Source organism: Ensifer sp. D2-11 (assembly GCF_054161295.1).
The window spans coordinates 1,660,741-1,676,022 of record NZ_CP096433.1 but is presented as its reverse complement, the minus strand read 5'-3'; the positions used below and the strand labels follow the sequence as shown (position 1 = coordinate 1,676,022).

Sequence of the window (15,282 nt, the reverse complement as noted above, 5' to 3'; positions counted from 1 at the left end):
GAGTGTCCATGGAACAGAATTGGTTTTTTCCGCCCCATCAGGGGATTCGTCTGGGCGACCTCGCGAATCAGATTGGGGCGGAGTTGCTGGATATAAGCGCCGCCGACCGCACCGTGCGTGCGGTCGCGCCTGTTTATCGCGCCAAGCCGGGCGACATCTGTTATATGCTGTCGCGCAAGAATCGCGAAGAGTTGCAGACCTGTCGCGCCGCCGCGATCATCTGCGACAAAGCAATTTCGTCGCTCGTCCCCGACACTATTCCCGTGCTGCTGACATCGAAGCCGCACACGGCCTTCGCGCTTGCCGGCACCCTGCTTCACGAAAGGGCCATGCGGCCCTCGTATAATACGAGCGAGAGGGGCGTAGCGCCGGGAGCCTTCGTCGATCCGACGGCGCGCCTGGAGGCGGGCGTCGAGGTCGAGCCGATGGCTGTGATCGGAGCCGGCGCCGAGATTGGAAGCGGAACGCGCATCGCAGCGGGAGCAATGATCGGACAGGGCGTGCGGATCGGTCGGGATTGCACCATTTCCGCCGGTGCAAGCATCCTTTGTGCGTTGATCGGCAACAACGTCATCATTCATCCGGGCGCCCGCATCGGCCAGGACGGATTCGGCTACGCACCGGGCCCGAAGGGCGGAATGATCAAGATCGTCCAGGTCGGGCGGGTGATCATCCAGGATCACGTCGAGATCGGTGCGAACACGACGATCGACCGCGGCACAATGGATGACACCGTGATCGGCGAGGGGACGAAAATCGACAATCTCGTGCAGATCGGCCATAACGTGCGCATCGGCCGCTACTGCGGCATCGTAAGCCAGGTCGGTATCGCCGGCAGCACGCAGATCGGCGACGGCGTCATGATCGGCGGAGGCGTCGGGGTCAACGGGCATATCACCATTGGAGACGGAGCGCAGATCGCCGCGATGAGCGGCGTGGCGAGCGATGTGCCGGCCGGCGAGCGCTATGGCGGGATTCCGGCGCGACCGATGCGGGATTTCCTGCGCGATGTCGCCGAAATGGCCCTCAGGTCGAGCGAGAGGCAGAAGAAGAAGGGTGGCAAGGATGAATGAGGCTGCAACGGTCCTCGGCACGGCGGACATACAGGAAATCCTGACGCTTCTTCCCCATCGTTACCCCTTCCTGCTGGTGGACCGCATCATCGAGATCGATGACGACAATTCGGCCATCGGGATCAAGAACGTGACGGCCAACGAGCCGCATTTCACCGGGCACTTTCCCGAGAAGCCGATCATGCCGGGCGTTCTTCTGATCGAAGGCATGGCGCAGACGGCCGGCGCGATCTGTGCGCGCAAGACGGGAATCGGAAGCAATCTCGTCTATTTCATGACGATCGACAATGCACGGTTCCGCAAACCCGTCGTGCCGGGCGACCGGGTGGAGTTCCATGTCGTGAAGCAGAAGCAGCGCGGCAATATCTGGAAATTTCACTGCGATGCAAAAGTTGACGGGCAACTCGTCGCGGAAGCTGATATCGGCGCGATGATTGTCAGCAAGGAAGACGCCTGAGAATGATAGCATCAAGTGCGAAGATCCACCCGTCCTCGGCCATCGAGAACGGTGCGGTAATCGGCGAAAACGTGAAGATCGGCCCGTTCTGCCACATCGGGCCGAATGTCGTTCTTGCGGATGACGTCGAAATTCTGAGTCACGTCGCGGTCATCGGCCATACGAGCGTCGGCAAGGGCACGAAGATCTTTCCGGGTGCCGTCATCGGCGGCGATTCGCAGAGTGTGCACCACAGCGCCTTGAATACGAAACTGGTGATTGGCGAAAACTGTACCATCCGCGAAGGCGTGACCATGAATACGGGTACGGTGGAGCATGGCGGCGCAACCATTGTCGGCAACAACAACCTGTTCCTGGCCTATTCGCACGTGGCGCATGACTGCCGCCTCGGCAACAACATCATCCTTTCCAACAATGTCATGCTTGCGGGGCACGTGACCGTCGAGGATCGAGCCATACTCGGGGGCGGCTCCGCGGTTCACCAGTTTACCCGCATCGGGCGTCAGGCCTTCATCGGGGGCCTGTCGGCGGTGAGCTATGACGTCATTCCCTATGGAATGCTCAACGGCAACCCCGGCGTTTTGAGCGGACTCAACGTGGTCGGGATGACCCGTGCGGGGATCGATCGTCCCGCGATTCATCGCGTTCGGCGGTGCTATAAGCAGATATTCGAAGGAGACGGCTCGATCCGCGCGAACGCAGCCGCTATCCGCAACGAATATCTCGATTGCGCGCCGGCAATCGAGATCCTGGATTTCATCGCCGCGGAGAGCGACCGCGCGCTGTCGTCGCCGAATCGCGGCGCCAAGGGCTGATGGCGGTGGCGATTCATCGCCTGCCGCAGTCAAAAGGCAGGCTCGCCATCATCGCCGGCGCCGGAACGCTTCCCCATCACGTGGCCGAGGCCGCACGCCTTCAGGGTGAAGACCCGTTCATCATCGCGCTTTCGCGTGAGGCCGATACCGATTGGACCGGCTTCGACCATGCCGTTTGCGCAATCGGAGACTTTGCCGCGATCAGCCGCACTTTCGAGACCGAGGGAATCGACCGGGTCGTCCTTTCCGGTGCGGTGCGGCGACGGCCGGAGTGGCGCGATATCCGTCCTACGCTGAAGACGCTGGCCAAGGTGCCGCGGGTTTTCCGCACCTTGATATCCGGCGGGGACGACGCCGTGCTGCGCATGGTGATCGAATTGATCGAGGCAAGTGGCGCCCATGTGATCGGCGCGCACGAGGTCGTTCCGGGGCTTCTTGCCGATACCGGTCCGCTCGGCGCCCATGCCCCGACGGACGAAGACCGGCGTGACATCGAAGCCGGCATCGCCGCAGCCAACGCGCTGGGGGCGCTGGATGTGGGCCAGGGCGCCGTTGCAGTCGGCGGCAGGGTGGTGGCGCTGGAGGGGGCGGAAGGGACGGACGCCATGTTGGCGAGAGTGGCCGACCTCAGGAAAGACGGGCGGATTTCAATCCGTCGTCGCGGCGTTCTCGTCAAGCTCTGCAAGCCGCAACAGGACGAACGGGCGGACCTGCCCTCGATCGGTCCGTCGACGGTCGCAGGAGCGCATGCAGCCGGTCTCGCGGGCATCGCCGTCGAGGCGGGACGCGCGCTGGTTCTCGAGCGCGCGCGTCTCGTGGAGGAGGCCGACAGGAGCGGGCTGTTCATTCTCGGTATCGAGCGCGACGGCCGCAGGGACCGGAGATGACGGGCAGGGCCTACAGGCTGGCGGTTATCGCCGGAGAAGTTTCCGGAGACCTGCTCGGGGCCGACCTGGTACGGGCGCTGCGTGACCGTCTGGGCGGTCCGCTCGAACTCGTGGGCGTTGGTGGCGAGGGGCTGGAAGCCGAAGGGCTCCGGTCGCTTTTCGACTATTCCGAACTGTCGATCATGGGTTTCTCGCAGGTTCTGGCGAACCTGCCGAAGCTTCTGTTGCGGATTGGGCAGACCGCCCGCGCGATCGCCGCTGCGCGTCCGGATGCTTTGTTGATCATCGACAGCCCGGACTTCACCCACCGCGTGGCGCAACGCGTCCGCGCCGCATTGCCGGACTTGCCCGTGATCGACTACGTCTGCCCGAGCGTCTGGGCGTGGAAGCCGGAGCGGGCGCCGCGCATGCGTGCTTATGTGGATCACGTGCTCGCGGTTCTGCCCTTCGAGCAGGAAGCGATGGCGAAGCTCGGCGGTCCGCCGACGACCTATGTCGGGCACCGGCTCGCATCGGACGGCAATGTCCTCGCTGTCCGGGAGCGGCAGCGGCTTAGACAGCAGATGCAGGATCGGCGCGAGCCGAAGGCCTGTCTCCTGCTGCCCGGATCGCGCGGGAGCGAGGTCAGCCGCCTGCTTCCGATCTTCCGCGAAGCAGCCGAAGAACTCGCGGAGCGGCACGAAGGCATTCGTTTCCTGTTGCCGACCGTGCCGCGCCAGGAAGAGCGTGTGAGGGCGTTGACGGCATCCTGGAGGATCCAGCCCGAGATAAGCGTAACGGCGGACGGGAAATGGGAGGCTTTTGCCCAAGCCGACGCGGCCATTGCCGCCTCGGGTACGGTGATCCTCGAACTGGCGCTCGCTGGAGTTCCGGTCGTGTCCACCTACTCTGCCGACTGGATCGTCAGCCTCCTGCATTCCCGCATTCGGATATGGACCGCGGCGCTTCCGAACCTCATCGCGGATTTTCCGGTCGTGCCCGAATATTTCAACAAGTCGATCCGGCCGGCCGTTCTGACGCGCTGGTTCGAACGGCTTTCGAGCGATACGGCGCAACGTCGTGCGATGCTCGACGGCTTCGCCCTCGTTCAACAGCGAATGGAAACGGATCGGCCGCCCGGCGAAAAGGCGGCGGATATCGTCCTCGCTTGCATTCGGGCCGGATGAGGAGAGGCGGGTGCTTCCTCGGGTCAAGCCCGAGGATGACCGGGGAGGAGTCGAGGGGACTGGGAAGGGACGTTGCTGTGACCCTTAACCTCAGCCTTCGCAAAGCCGATCAGCCGGTTCGTGCAAGAACCTCGCCCTAGTTTTTACGAACCCTACCGCATGTCATCCTCGGGCTTGACCCGAGGATCCATATGCGAGCTCACCAAAGCTGGAAATACAAGTCGCGCCAGTCGGGGTTCATTTTCTCGATGAGCTCGATCTTCCATTCGCGATACCAGCGCTTCAGCGATTTCTCGCGCTGAATGGCCGTACCGATCTGCAGGTGCTCCTCATACCACACCAGTCGATTGCACCCGTATTTCGACGCAAAGCCCGGCGTCGAGCCTTCTCGGTGTTCGAAGATGCGGCGCTCGAGATCGGACGTAACGCCGATATAGAGCGTTCCGCGCTTGTGGTTCGTGACGATATAGACATAGCCCGCCATATGCGGACGATGCTCGTGATTGGATCCTCGGGTCAAGCCCGAGGATGACGGGAGAGGAGTCGAGGGGACTGGGAAGGGACGTCGCTACGATCCTTAAAGACTGCCTCAGCCTTCGCAAGGCCGATCTGCGGTTCGTGCAAGAACCTCGCCGCAGTCATTACGCGCAAACCCACCACATGTCATCCTCGGGCTTGACCCGAGGATCCATATGCGTGCCGATCGGGTTCAACTTCTCGATGAGCTCGATCTTCCATTCCCGATACCAACGACGTTCGTGATTGGATCCTCGGGGCGAGCCCGAGGATGACGGTTGGTGGGGTAGGCTTTCGAGGTCGTCCCGCGTTTATCGCTTTGAGATCGGCACATAGTCGCGCAGCGGTGCGCCGACATAGAGCTGGCGCGGACGGCCGATGCGCTGTTCCGGATCTTCGATCATCTCGTTCCACTGGGCGATCCAGCCGACGGTGCGGGCAAGGGCGAAGAGCACCGTGAACATCGTGGTGGGGAAGCCCAGGGCCTTCAGGGTGATGCCGGAGTAGAAGTCGATGTTCGGGTAGAGCTTCTTCTCGATGAAGTACTCGTCCGTCAGGGCGATGCGTTCGAGCTCCATCGCGACTTCCAGGAGCGGGTCGTCCTTGTGGCCGAGTTCGGCGAGAACCTCATGCGTGGTCTTCTGCATGATCTTCGCGCGCGGATCGTAGTTCTTGTAGACCCGGTGGCCGAAGCCCATCAGACGGAACGGATCGTTCTTGTCCTTGGCCTTGGCGATGTATTCCGGAATGCGGTCGACCGTGCCGATTTCGGCGAGCATGTTGAGCGCCGCCTCGTTGGCGCCGCCATGGGCGGGCCCCCAAAGGCAGGCGATACCGGCAGCGATACAGGCGAAGGGATTGGCACCCGACGAGCCGGCGAGGCGAACGGTTGAGGTCGATGCGTTCTGCTCATGGTCGGCGTGGAGGATGAAGATCCGGTCCATGGCGCGCGCCAGGACCGGATTGACGACATATTCCTCGCAAGGCACGGCGAAACACATGCGCAGGAAGTTCGAGGCGTAGTCGAGATCGTTCTTCGGGTAAACGAAGGGCTGGCCGATATGGTACTTGTAGGCCATCGCGGCGATCGTCGGCATCTTGGCGATCATGCGCAACGATGCGACCATCCGCTGATGCGGATCGGTGATGTCGGTCGAGTCGTGGTAGAAGGCGGAAAGGGCACCGACGCAGCCGCACATGACGGCCATCGGATGGGCATCGCGGCGGAAGCCGGTGAAAAACCGCGACATCTGCTCGTGGACCATGGTGTGATGCGTGACGCGATAATCGAAATCGGCCTTCTGAGCCTTTGTCGGCAGTTCGCCGTAGAGAAGCAGGTAGCAGACTTCGAGAAAATCGCCGTGCTCAGCAAGCTGCTCGATCGGAAATCCGCGGTGAAGCAGGACGCCCTCGTCGCCATCGATATAGGTGATCTTCGATTCACACGATGCCGTGGAGGTAAAGCCCGGATCGTAGGTGAACATCGTCGTCTGCTTGTAGAGCGAGCCGATGTCCACGACGTCCGGACCGATTGATCCCGATCGCACCGGCAGGTCCGCGGATTTTCCGCCGAATGTTACTGTCGCGCTTTTCTCTGACATGGGACCCTCCGTTTTTGTGACATCGTGGCATAGCTCTGTGCCGCGAATTTGAGCGTTGCGAATTTGCTATATGATTTATTTTCGACTGCCAAGCAGTACCAAAGGCAAACTTGTGCGATGCGAAAACGCATATGGCAACGCAACAAACGCATGTTACGGCAATTCGTTCGAAGAGATCAATGATCGGCAAGCTGATAATGCGGTACCATTCTATCTAGTCTGCCTCTTTTTTGAGCATCAGCCTTCGAGTTGCAAGATTGCATGGTTGGCTGCAGGATCGCGAAAACAGGCGCGGGCGGAGCGGAATGGGGGAGAGCGGGGCACAAGCGGTCGTGCGCGATGGGGAACGCAGCGCGTGGCCCGAGAGCGAGGCGACGCAGGTTCTCACTGGCGATTTGCCCGTCATCGGCTCCGGCCGCCGGGCGCCTGCCGGCCGGCATGCGATACACATTCGCCATCGGATACGCTCGGCGGCCACGGCGGTTTCCCTCCGGATAGGCGCTGCAGTTGCAGAAGAGCAGGAATACGGCCACGGCTTCGTCCTGATCCCGGTCGTGCTTGCGCTCGGCTCGCTTGCATGGCTCGCGCTGCCCGAAACCGTCGGAACTGCCAAACTTGCAGCGCTGCTTTGCGTTTTCGGCATATCTGCGGTGCTTTGCCGGGGAGACCTGCGAAACTGGCGGCCGCTGTTGATCGCGCCTGCTCTCTTTACGGCCGGCATGCTGCTCGCCGCGGCCGAAACAGCAAGGCGCGACACGGTCATTCTCGATACTCCCGTTACGACGACCGTTCGCGGAACCGTGCTGTCGCGGGATCCGGACGACAGGGGGCGCTGGCGCTATCTCGTTCGCATCCAGGAAACCTCCGGCCCGCGTCTTCGCAGGGCTCCGGAAAGGGCGACGCTCCTGGCGCGGAGCCGTCACGAGGCGTTTCCGGTCGGGGCGACGATCGAAGGCAAGGCGCGTTTGTCGCCGCCCTCCGGGCCGGCTCTGCCGGGTCTCAATGACTTCGCGTTCGGCGCCTACTTCAAAGGCGTAGGCGCGGTCGGGTATTTCTATGGCGCGCCGCGAGCGCCGGTGGATGCCGGCGCTGTCACGGATCGGTCCCAGGCCTCGCTGCCGGCGAAGGCGGCCGCATATCTGGCACTGGTCCGCGAGGCGATCGGCAACCGTATCCGGACAGCGATCGGCGGCGATACCGGTGCAATCGCTGCGGCGCTGGTGACCGGCGAGGAGCGCGCGATCAGCCGCGAGGCCGTCGAGATGCTGCGCGCCGCCGGCCTGTCGCACGTCCTGGCGATCTCGGGCCTCAACATGGTGCTGGCGGCGGGCACGTTTCTCATCGGCGCCCGGACCCTGCTGAGCTTCGTTCCCGGCTTGGCCGAAAGATATTCCGTCAAGAAGATCGCCGCCGTCGGCGCTCTTCTCATGGTCTTCTTCTATATCCTGATTTCCGGCGGCGCGGTCTCGGCGCTCAGATCCTGGATCATGATCTCGATCATGCTCGTCGCATTGTTCTTCGACCGCGTTTCGATCAGCCTGCGCAACGTGGCGCTTGCCGCACTCGTCATCCTCGCCTGGACGCCATCGGCGGCAGCCGGACCAGGGTTCCAAATGTCCTTTGCGGCGACGCTGGCCCTCGTTGCGGGCTATTCCCGCTGGCGCGACCACAGGAGAAAGGATCGCGAAACCCCGAGGAACCGGGGGGGCGCGGGGGTCGTGTCCGGCCTCGCCATCGGTACTGTCGCCACCTCCGTCATCGGCGGGTTGGCGACGGCGGTTTACGCGGCTGCCCATTTCCACCGGCTCCCCGGTTACGGGCTGGCCGCAAACGTTCTCACGACGCCTCTGATCAGCGTGCTCATCATGCCGTTCGCGCTGTTCGCGATGCTGCTTATGCCCTTCGGGCTCGAATATTACCCCCTCGTGGTCATGGGGCAGGGGCTGGACTGGATGCTGGCGGTCGCGAGATATGTCGCATCCCTCGACGGCGAGTGGACGACCGGTCGCATGGGCGACGTGCAGTTCTTCCTTATTGCCTTCGGCGGCATCCTGCTCTGCGTGCTGAGAACGCGGCTGGCGCTCGTCGGTGCGGGGCTGATCGCTCTGGGTGCATCCGCGATCGTGCTCGAGCCGCGGAAGGAGCGCCCATCGATCGCCATATCGGAGGATGCTCAACTGGTCGGTCTGGTCGCCGCGGATGCAATCGCGACCAATCGGAGCCGTCCGCCGGAGTTCATCTTCTCGCAATGGCAGCGCGCGCTTGCGATCGCAGCACATAAGGCACCGGTCGACCTTGCAGCGGAACCGGACACCGCCGCCGGGACATCAGCTTTCCTGACCTCGGCTCGAGCTGGCGTCTTCGCCTGCAGAAAGGGAACAGGGTGCGCCGGGCGCAGCCGCGAGGGATGGACAGTGGCTGTTATCGAAAAGGCCGAATCGCTCTCCTTCCTGTGCGGTCGCGTCGATCTGGTCGTCGTCGCCAGCCGCCGCCCGTCTGCAGGCTGCCCGCCCGGCGGATCGCTGGTCATAAGCACCGAGACGAGATCCATGCCGAGCAGGAACAACCGGGCGCGCCGCCTCGCATGCGCGTCGTCTCGTCGTTCTCCTCCACTGAGCGCCCCTGGCAGCGTCATCGCCGCTACGACTGGCGGACGGGCAGTTTTACGCCGCAAGGTTCACCCCCCTGACGGCCCGCGCATTCCTCATCGCCCCATCTGCCGCATATTCTTGATTATTGTACTCCACAATCTTGTCATCCCGCCATTGTTTGTCGTAAAGAGCGTTGCGAAGGCGCTTCACCGACAAGGGAGGCGCAAGCGGCTGCGGCTTGCATCCCGCGCCCACCTGATGGTTGAAATCGATTGCAGGCCCGTGACGCTCGGGCGAATGCGGGAAAAGAGGAACGAGATGTTTGATCGGATCCGGCCGAAATTGAACGTGTTGCTGGCGGCAACGCTGGCTGTTTTCCTTGCCGGCCCGGTCGCGCACGGCCTCGCGCAGACCGTACAACAGCCCTCGTCCGTCTCGGTCGATGCGCAGCCGCCGGCGACAGACGTTCCCGGCGCCGATGACCCGGGCGCGCAACCGGCGCCGCTCGAGGCAGCAGCGGGCGACGCAACGGCGGGCGACGCGACGGAAGTCAACCCCGTGCTTCCGCATGATCTTTCGCCGGTCGGCATGTTCCTCGCTGCCGATATCGTCGTAAAGGCGGTGATGGTCGCTCTGGCGCTCGCCTCCGTCGCCACCTGGGCGATCTTCCTCGTGAAGACGCTGGAACTCATATATGCCAAGTCGCGCCTCAAGCGCGCCGTGGCTGCGCTCGTTTCCGCGAATGGTCTCGCCGAGGTGCAGCCAAAGCTCGAGCGCCGCGCCGGTGTGGCTGGGGAGATGGTCGCCGCAGCGATCGACGAAATGACACGCTCGGAAGCCGTTCTGGACCTTGCGCCGGCAGTGGGTGTCAAGGAACGCGTCTCTTCTCTGCTCACGCGTATCGAGGTTCGCGCCGGCAAGAGGATGAGCGCCGGTACGGGAATCCTGGCGTCGATCGGGTCCGTCGGTCCATTCGTCGGCCTCTTCGGCACCGTCTGGGGAATCATGAATTCCTTCATCGGCATCAGCAAGGCGCAGACGACCAACCTCGCCATCGTCGCGCCGGGCATCGCCGAGGCGCTGCTGGCGACTGCGATCGGCCTCGTCGCGGCAATACCGGCGGTGGTGATCTATAACTATTTTGCTCGGTCCGTCGGGGGCTACAAGCTCATCCTGGCAGATGCGGCGGCAGCCGTCGAAAGACTGGTAAGCCGCGATCTCGATCATCGCCACGCCCGCAGAGCGCCGCCGCGCCGCCAGGACGGCTTCGCCCACGCCCCCGACTCGATCGCCAGAATCGGATAAGCGAAAATGGCTGGAAGAATTTCCGAGAGCAGCGGCGATCTCGACGAGAACAGCGAGATCAACGTCACCCCCTTCATCGACGTCATGCTCGTGCTGCTCATCATCTTCATGGTGGCTGCGCCGCTCGCGACGGTCGACATGAAGGTCGATCTGCCGCAATCCGTGGCAAAGCCGACGCCGCGCGACGACAAGCCGATCTTCGTGACGTTGAAGGCCGACCTCACGCTTGCCATCGGCAATGAAGAGGCGCCTCGCGAAGCTTTCGTTGCCGAACTCAACCGGATAACCGGCGGCAACACGGAAACGCGCGTGCTCCTGCGCGCCGATCGGCTGGTCGACTACGGCGAACTGATGACGGTCATGAACCTCATTCAGAATGCCGGCTACGGCAAGATCGCACTCGTCGGCCTTGAGGCCGCGCCTGCCCGCTAAGGCCTGTTGAGATTCGGGCAAACCGCAGCGGCTTGTTTGCTCTCCTCATCCCTGTGACGAGCACGATAAACGGCTAGACCTTCGCATGTCCAAAACGATGCCACGGCACTCCGGAGCGGCGGCATCTGTATTTCCATCAGTGGCGAGGCTTGCGGAAGGGTCCTCGGGATCAAACCCGTATGCGCTGACATTGGCATTAGCGGTCCCCCGCCCCTCATCCGCCTGCCGCCACCTTCTCCCCGCAGGCGGGGAGAAGGGACAAGCGGCGCCGACTGAACCCCGCATTCACTGTCCGCCCGAGGGAGCGAGTGGGCGCGGCATATCCCTTCTCCCCGCCTGCGGGGAGAAGGTGGCGGCAGCCGGTTGAGGGGCAATCCCGACCGAGCGGGGTTGAGGCGGTTGGGTTCCCGAGGGATCCCTTTCATGAGCAGTATCCGCCGCACCGGCGCGCAAGAGATATGTGCATGCCGTAAGCCCGCATGCGGGGAGACGACAAGTGGTTTGACCTTCGCCTATGATCTCAACAGGCCTTAGAGAGCGGGATGAGGGGAAGGGAGTGCGGTTCCCCCACCGCATCCCGCGTCTCGGCAGGTTTCCTCATGTCCCGACCGCCGGTCCCGATGCGGGCTGGCGGTGCCTTTTTGCGTGCACAGATGCGCAGTCGCTTGAAACCGGCCGTGCGGCGATCTATGAGCTTTATGCATGCGTCCGAAAGCGCGGAGCGGTTTTGGGCCAACGACATGCACAGAGACAACAACCTAGGGCGCGTCGCATGCATACGATCGGTGCGTTGCGCTTCAGGCAACAGGCTGGCCGCCGCCGGACGCAAGATCGCACGGTCTTTCCGGCGCCGCGCCCATTCCGACACGAGGCAATATCATGAACTTCGAAGCAGCCCGCATCAAGATGGTGGACAATCAGATCCGGACCACGGATGTGACCTCCCATTCAGTCCTGTCTGCTTTCCTGTCGGTCCCGCGTGAGGAGTTCGTGCCTGCCAAGATGCGGGAGCTGGCCTATATCGACACCGATATCGAGCTCGTCGGCGGTTCCCAGCCGCGTTACCTGATGGAGCCGTCGCCGTTGGCAAAGCTCCTCCAGCTCGCGGAGATCTCCAAATCGGATCTGGTCCTCGAGATCGGCTGCGGGACAGGTTACGCCTCGGCCCTGCTTTCGCTTCTCGCCGGTTCCGTCGTGGCGCTGGAGAGCGACGAAGCCCTGGCCGCCACGGCCACGGCAACGCTGGCACGCCTCGGTTACGACAACGTCGCCGTGGTGAGCGGCGATCTGACCAAGGGATATGCGGCGGAAGCGCCCTATGACGTCATCTTCATCGACGGTGCCGTCGAGATGCTCCCTGCCGAGCTGTTCGAGCAGCTTCGCGACGGCGGCCGGCTCGTGGCCGTGGAAGGTTTTGGTAACGCATCTCGTGCGAAACTTTACGTGCGCGAATCGGGCATGACGTCCGAGCGAGCTGACTTCAACACCGCCGTGAAGCCGCTTCCCGGCTTCCGCCGCGACCGTTCTTTTGTTTTTTGATGTGCCTCTTATTGAGGTAGCTCAACATATGAGTGCTGAAGCTAAAACTGCAATGTTGCCAATCGGCAACGTATTATTTGTTTCTTTTTGAAATGGCCGTGTAGAGGGTCGGTGCGCAGTTGTCGTAGAACCGAATCCGGAGTTCAAAAGAGCCTGGAAGCGGTGATTTGCCCGCCATGGGTGGCGCTGGGCTTCACTGCAGTGTTTGTGCAGGCCGCCAAACGGTCTGCTGAAAAATGCGGGGTGGCGACGCTGCCCCGATTGATCGGAGGGAAGATGGTGTCGATTGTCCGCAAAGCAGCCTTGTGGGCGGCTGTCTCGACCAGTGTGCTGCTCGCGCCCCACGCCGTTCTCGCGGAGACGATTTTCGGGGCGATGGCCAAGGCCTATGCGAACAACCCGGATCTCAACGCCGCTCGCGCCGGCCTGCGCGCGACCGACGAAGGGGTGCCGATTGCGAAGGCCGGCTACCGGCCGCAGATTTCCGCGTCGGCGACTGGAACGCTAACGCGGCTGGACCAGGAAAAGAGCCGTGCGCAGGACCTTCACGCAGGACAGGTCGGCATCTCCATCACGCAGACGATCTTCGATGGATTTCAGACATTGAACAATGTCAGGGCGGCCCAAGCGGACGTGTTTTCGAGCCGCGAGACGCTGAAGGCCAATGAGATTCAGATCCTTCTTTCGGCCGCGCAATCCTATGCGAACATAGCCCGCGATCAGCAGGTCGTTTCCATTCGCCGGCAGAACCTCGCCTTCCTTCGGGAACAGTTGAGCGCCGCACAGGCCCGCCTCGAAGTGGGCGAAGGCACGCGGACGGATGTGAGCCAGGCGGAAGCCGAACTCGCCAACGCACAGTCGCTGCTCGTCGCTGCAATCGCGCAGCTGAAGCAGAGCGAAGCGGTCTATGTGCAGATCGTCGGCGCAGCGCCGACCGGCATCAGACAGCCCGGACCGGCCACGAAGGCCATGCCGAGGTCCCTCGATCAGGCCGTTGCGACGGGGCTGCGGGAGAACCCGCAAATCCTGGCGGCGCAATATGCCGTCGATTCGGCCGGTTACCAGGTGAAATCGGCGGAAGGCACGATGCTGCCGGGCGTCGTTCTCCAGGGCGCCGTGACCCGCAACACCGGTAATGCCGGTCAAGGCCTCGACGATACCACCGCGAGCGTCACGGCTCGGCTGGAAGTTCCGATCTATCAGGGCGGTGCCGAATACGGACAGATTCGCCAGGCGAAGGAAATCCTGGGGCAGCAGCGAATCCTCGTCGACTCGGCGCGGGCCTCGGTGCAGCAGACGGTCGTCTCGGCCCACGCGCAGCTCGAATCCGCACTCGCCAGAATCAAGGCCAGCCGGTCGCAGATCGCCGCCGCCAATCTGGCGCTCGAAGGCGTTGTGGAGGAACGCAAGGTCGGTCAGCGCACCACCCTCGACGTTCTCATTTCGCAGCAGGACGTTCTGGACGCGCAGGAGTCGTTGGCCGGAGCGCAGCGCGACGCCGTGGTTGCAAGCTACGCCTTGCTCGCCGCAATGGGCCACCTGACCGTCAGGAGCCAGGGCCTGCAGGTGGCCGAGTATCGGGCCGAGGAACATTACGAGGCCGTCAAGGACAAGTGGTTCGGCCTGCGCACCGTCGACGGGCGCTAAGCGGCCCTCAGCCAATTCGACACAGAACGCCGCGTGCCCTGGCCGCGGCGTTTTGTGTTAGAGCGCAAGTGCCATTGCCCCTGCCGAAAAAAACAAATCTGTGCAAGAATTTACCGAGCTGATTCGCGGCGTTTGTTTCGTCGGCGAACTCACTTAAGGTTTGTTCGAATCGGCACACGGAGGGCTTTTTTCCGTGTTCGTCCGCAGCAAACGGGGATTGAAATGGCGCAGCTCAACGTCGCACGTGAACCTTCGATGGATGAGATTCTGGCATCCATTCGCAAGATCATAGAGAGTAACGAGCCTGGTCCGGCCGGAACCTCCGCGCGGCAGACGTTCGAGGACGATGGCGGCGACGATATCGAACTGTCGATAGATTCGGAGATCGAAGCGGATGCGTTCGGATCCGTCGAGGACCAGTTTTCCTCGGTCAGGACGTCACCATCCGCAGTCGACACCCGTACCAACGCGCCGGTATCGCCGTCTGCGCCGCTTTCGCTTGCCGATGTCGCGGCAAGGGTGAGGGCAGCTACGGAGCGGCAGGCGGTGCATACGGTTCCGAGGGATCAAGCAGGAGCCGAGGAGGCGCGGTCGCCAGCGGATAGCCCGGCGATGATGTCCCGCATCGCTGCTTTCCCCTCGTCGGCCATTCCGACGAGTGCGGCCGCGAACGCCGAGTCGGCTCCCGTGGCCGGGGATGTGTCGGCGGCCGCGCATGCGATGGCCTCGGACGAGGCGACGGCGCCGGAAAGCACGCCTGGAACGATCGTTTCCCCGGCTGTCAGCCGTCAGGTCGCGCGCGCCTTCGACGAGTTGGCACATGCCGTCGAGAACGGACCCCGGCGTTCGTTCGACGAGATCGCCGAGGCGATGCTGCGTCCGATGTTGCAGGAATGGCTGGACGACAACTTGCCGACATTGGTCGAAAGACTGGTGCGCGAAGAGATCGAGCGCGTTGCGCGCGGGCCCCGGCGCTGACGTAAACGGCAGACAGGCAGGAATTGCTTCTGCCGTCGTGGCAATCCCGGGAAAATCGCTGCGCACTTTTCCCGAAAGCGATTTTGACCTGCGCACTTCCGGGCGGAAAACCGTTACACACTTTTCCTGGAAGTGCTCTAAGTCTTTGAACCTGCGCACTTCCGAACGGAAAACCGTTACACACTTTTCCTGGAAGTGCTCTAAGATGGAAGCCGCATGCACGATGGCTGCGGCTTTTTCCCCGTTCAGGTTGACTTGCCCCGGGCCTTCCGGTT

At 62.9% G+C, this 15,282-nt stretch carries 12 protein-coding genes and 1 pseudogene; 11 read left to right on the top strand and 2 right to left on the bottom strand.

The annotated features are described in order from the left end of the window. The first annotated feature begins 8 nt into the window (after positions 1–8). From lpxD to lpxB, 5 genes are read left to right on the top strand one after another with little or no spacing between them, the layout of a single operon-like run. Positions 9–1,073, top strand: a complete 1,065-nt coding sequence (gene lpxD / locus M1D34_RS08075; RefSeq protein WP_015241169.1) for a UDP-3-O-(3-hydroxymyristoyl)glucosamine N-acyltransferase — start codon at positions 9–11, stop codon at positions 1,071–1,073. Further along, positions 1,066–1,530, top strand: a complete 465-nt coding sequence (gene fabZ, locus M1D34_RS08070; protein WP_498781540.1) for a 3-hydroxyacyl-ACP dehydratase FabZ — start codon at positions 1,066–1,068, stop codon at positions 1,528–1,530. The genes lpxD and fabZ overlap by 8 nt, the downstream gene beginning before the upstream one ends. Beyond that, on the top strand, positions 1,527–2,345 hold the full coding sequence (gene lpxA, locus M1D34_RS08065; RefSeq protein ID WP_162145860.1) for an acyl-ACP--UDP-N-acetylglucosamine O-acyltransferase: 819 nt from the start codon (positions 1,527–1,529) through the stop codon (positions 2,343–2,345). The genes fabZ and lpxA overlap by 4 nt, the downstream gene beginning before the upstream one ends. Next, a complete protein-coding gene (locus M1D34_RS08060) occupies positions 2,345–3,232 on the top strand; it encodes an LpxI family protein (protein WP_028012042.1) in 888 nt (295 codons plus the stop codon). Before lpxA ends, M1D34_RS08060 begins: the two co-directional genes overlap by 1 nt. Next, positions 3,229–4,398 (top strand): lipid-A-disaccharide synthase, encoded by a 1,170-nt coding sequence (gene lpxB, locus M1D34_RS08055; RefSeq protein WP_498781538.1) that lies wholly within the window; start codon positions 3,229–3,231, stop codon positions 4,396–4,398. The genes M1D34_RS08060 and lpxB overlap by 4 nt, the downstream gene beginning before the upstream one ends. Before the next feature lie 199 nt (positions 4,399–4,597). Here the strand turns inward: lpxB and M1D34_RS08050 are convergent, their stop codons facing one another. Beyond that, complete coding sequence (locus M1D34_RS08050; protein WP_010969264.1) at positions 4,598–4,882, bottom strand: GIY-YIG nuclease family protein; 285 nt, start codon at positions 4,880–4,882, stop codon at positions 4,598–4,600. 343 nt (positions 4,883–5,225) lie between these two features. Further along, entirely contained in the window at positions 5,226–6,515 is a 1,290-nt protein-coding gene (gene gltA, locus M1D34_RS08045; RefSeq protein ID WP_003537363.1) for a citrate synthase, read from the bottom strand. A 305-nt stretch (positions 6,516–6,820) separates the two neighbouring features. On the opposite strand from gltA, the pseudogene M1D34_RS08040 reads away from it, so the two are divergent. The 6 genes and pseudogenes from M1D34_RS08040 to M1D34_RS08015 all read left to right on the top strand — a co-directional run bounded on the left by M1D34_RS08040 (position 6,821) and on the right by M1D34_RS08015 (position 15,007). Continuing rightward, positions 6,821–9,204 (top strand): annotated as a pseudogene (locus M1D34_RS08040) (ComEC/Rec2 family competence protein). A 220-nt stretch (positions 9,205–9,424) separates the two neighbouring features. After that, complete coding sequence (gene exbB, locus M1D34_RS08035) at positions 9,425–10,411, top strand: tonB-system energizer ExbB (RefSeq protein ID WP_498781535.1); 987 nt, start codon at positions 9,425–9,427, stop codon at positions 10,409–10,411. Positions 10,412–10,417: 6 nt separating this feature from the next. Next, positions 10,418–10,843 carry a TonB system transport protein ExbD gene (exbD, locus tag M1D34_RS08030; RefSeq protein WP_003534530.1) on the top strand — a complete coding sequence of 142 codons (426 nt, stop codon included), beginning with the start codon at positions 10,418–10,420 and terminating at the stop codon, positions 10,841–10,843. An 879-nt stretch (positions 10,844–11,722) separates the two neighbouring features. Continuing rightward, on the top strand, positions 11,723–12,382 hold the full coding sequence (locus tag M1D34_RS08025) for a protein-L-isoaspartate O-methyltransferase family protein (protein ID WP_003534532.1): 660 nt from the start codon (positions 11,723–11,725) through the stop codon (positions 12,380–12,382). A gap of 276 nt (positions 12,383–12,658) precedes the next feature. Then, positions 12,659–14,029 carry an outer membrane channel protein TolC gene (gene tolC / locus M1D34_RS08020; protein ID WP_013844327.1) on the top strand — a complete coding sequence of 457 codons (1,371 nt, stop codon included), beginning with the start codon at positions 12,659–12,661 and terminating at the stop codon, positions 14,027–14,029. A gap of 222 nt (positions 14,030–14,251) precedes the next feature. Next, on the top strand, positions 14,252–15,007 hold the full coding sequence (locus M1D34_RS08015; protein ID WP_498781532.1) for a PopZ family protein: 756 nt from the start codon (positions 14,252–14,254) through the stop codon (positions 15,005–15,007). Positions 15,008–15,282: the final 275 nt, after the last annotated feature.

Excerpts from the sequence above, each read along its gene's own strand:
- lpxD (WP_015241169.1), top strand. The coding sequence starts at position 9 with ATGGAACAGAATTGGTTTTTTCCGCCCCATCAGGGGATTCGTCTGGGC.
- fabZ (WP_498781540.1), top strand. The coding sequence starts at position 1,066 with ATGAATGAGGCTGCAACGGTCCTCGGCACGGCGGACATACAGGAAATC.
- M1D34_RS08060 (WP_028012042.1), top strand. The coding sequence starts at position 2,345 with ATGGCGGTGGCGATTCATCGCCTGCCGCAGTCAAAAGGCAGGCTCGCC.
- lpxB (WP_498781538.1), top strand. The coding sequence starts at position 3,229 with ATGACGGGCAGGGCCTACAGGCTGGCGGTTATCGCCGGAGAAGTTTCC.
- M1D34_RS08050 (WP_010969264.1), bottom strand. The coding sequence starts at position 4,882 with ATGGCGGGCTATGTCTATATCGTCACGAACCACAAGCGCGGAACGCTC.
- gltA (WP_003537363.1), bottom strand. The coding sequence starts at position 6,515 with ATGTCAGAGAAAAGCGCGACAGTAACATTCGGCGGAAAATCCGCGGAC.
- exbB (WP_498781535.1), top strand. The coding sequence starts at position 9,425 with ATGTTTGATCGGATCCGGCCGAAATTGAACGTGTTGCTGGCGGCAACG.
- exbD (WP_003534530.1), top strand. The coding sequence starts at position 10,418 with ATGGCTGGAAGAATTTCCGAGAGCAGCGGCGATCTCGACGAGAACAGC.
- M1D34_RS08025 (WP_003534532.1), top strand. The coding sequence starts at position 11,723 with ATGAACTTCGAAGCAGCCCGCATCAAGATGGTGGACAATCAGATCCGG.
- tolC (WP_013844327.1), top strand. The coding sequence starts at position 12,659 with ATGGTGTCGATTGTCCGCAAAGCAGCCTTGTGGGCGGCTGTCTCGACC.
- M1D34_RS08015 (WP_498781532.1), top strand. The coding sequence starts at position 14,252 with ATGGCGCAGCTCAACGTCGCACGTGAACCTTCGATGGATGAGATTCTG.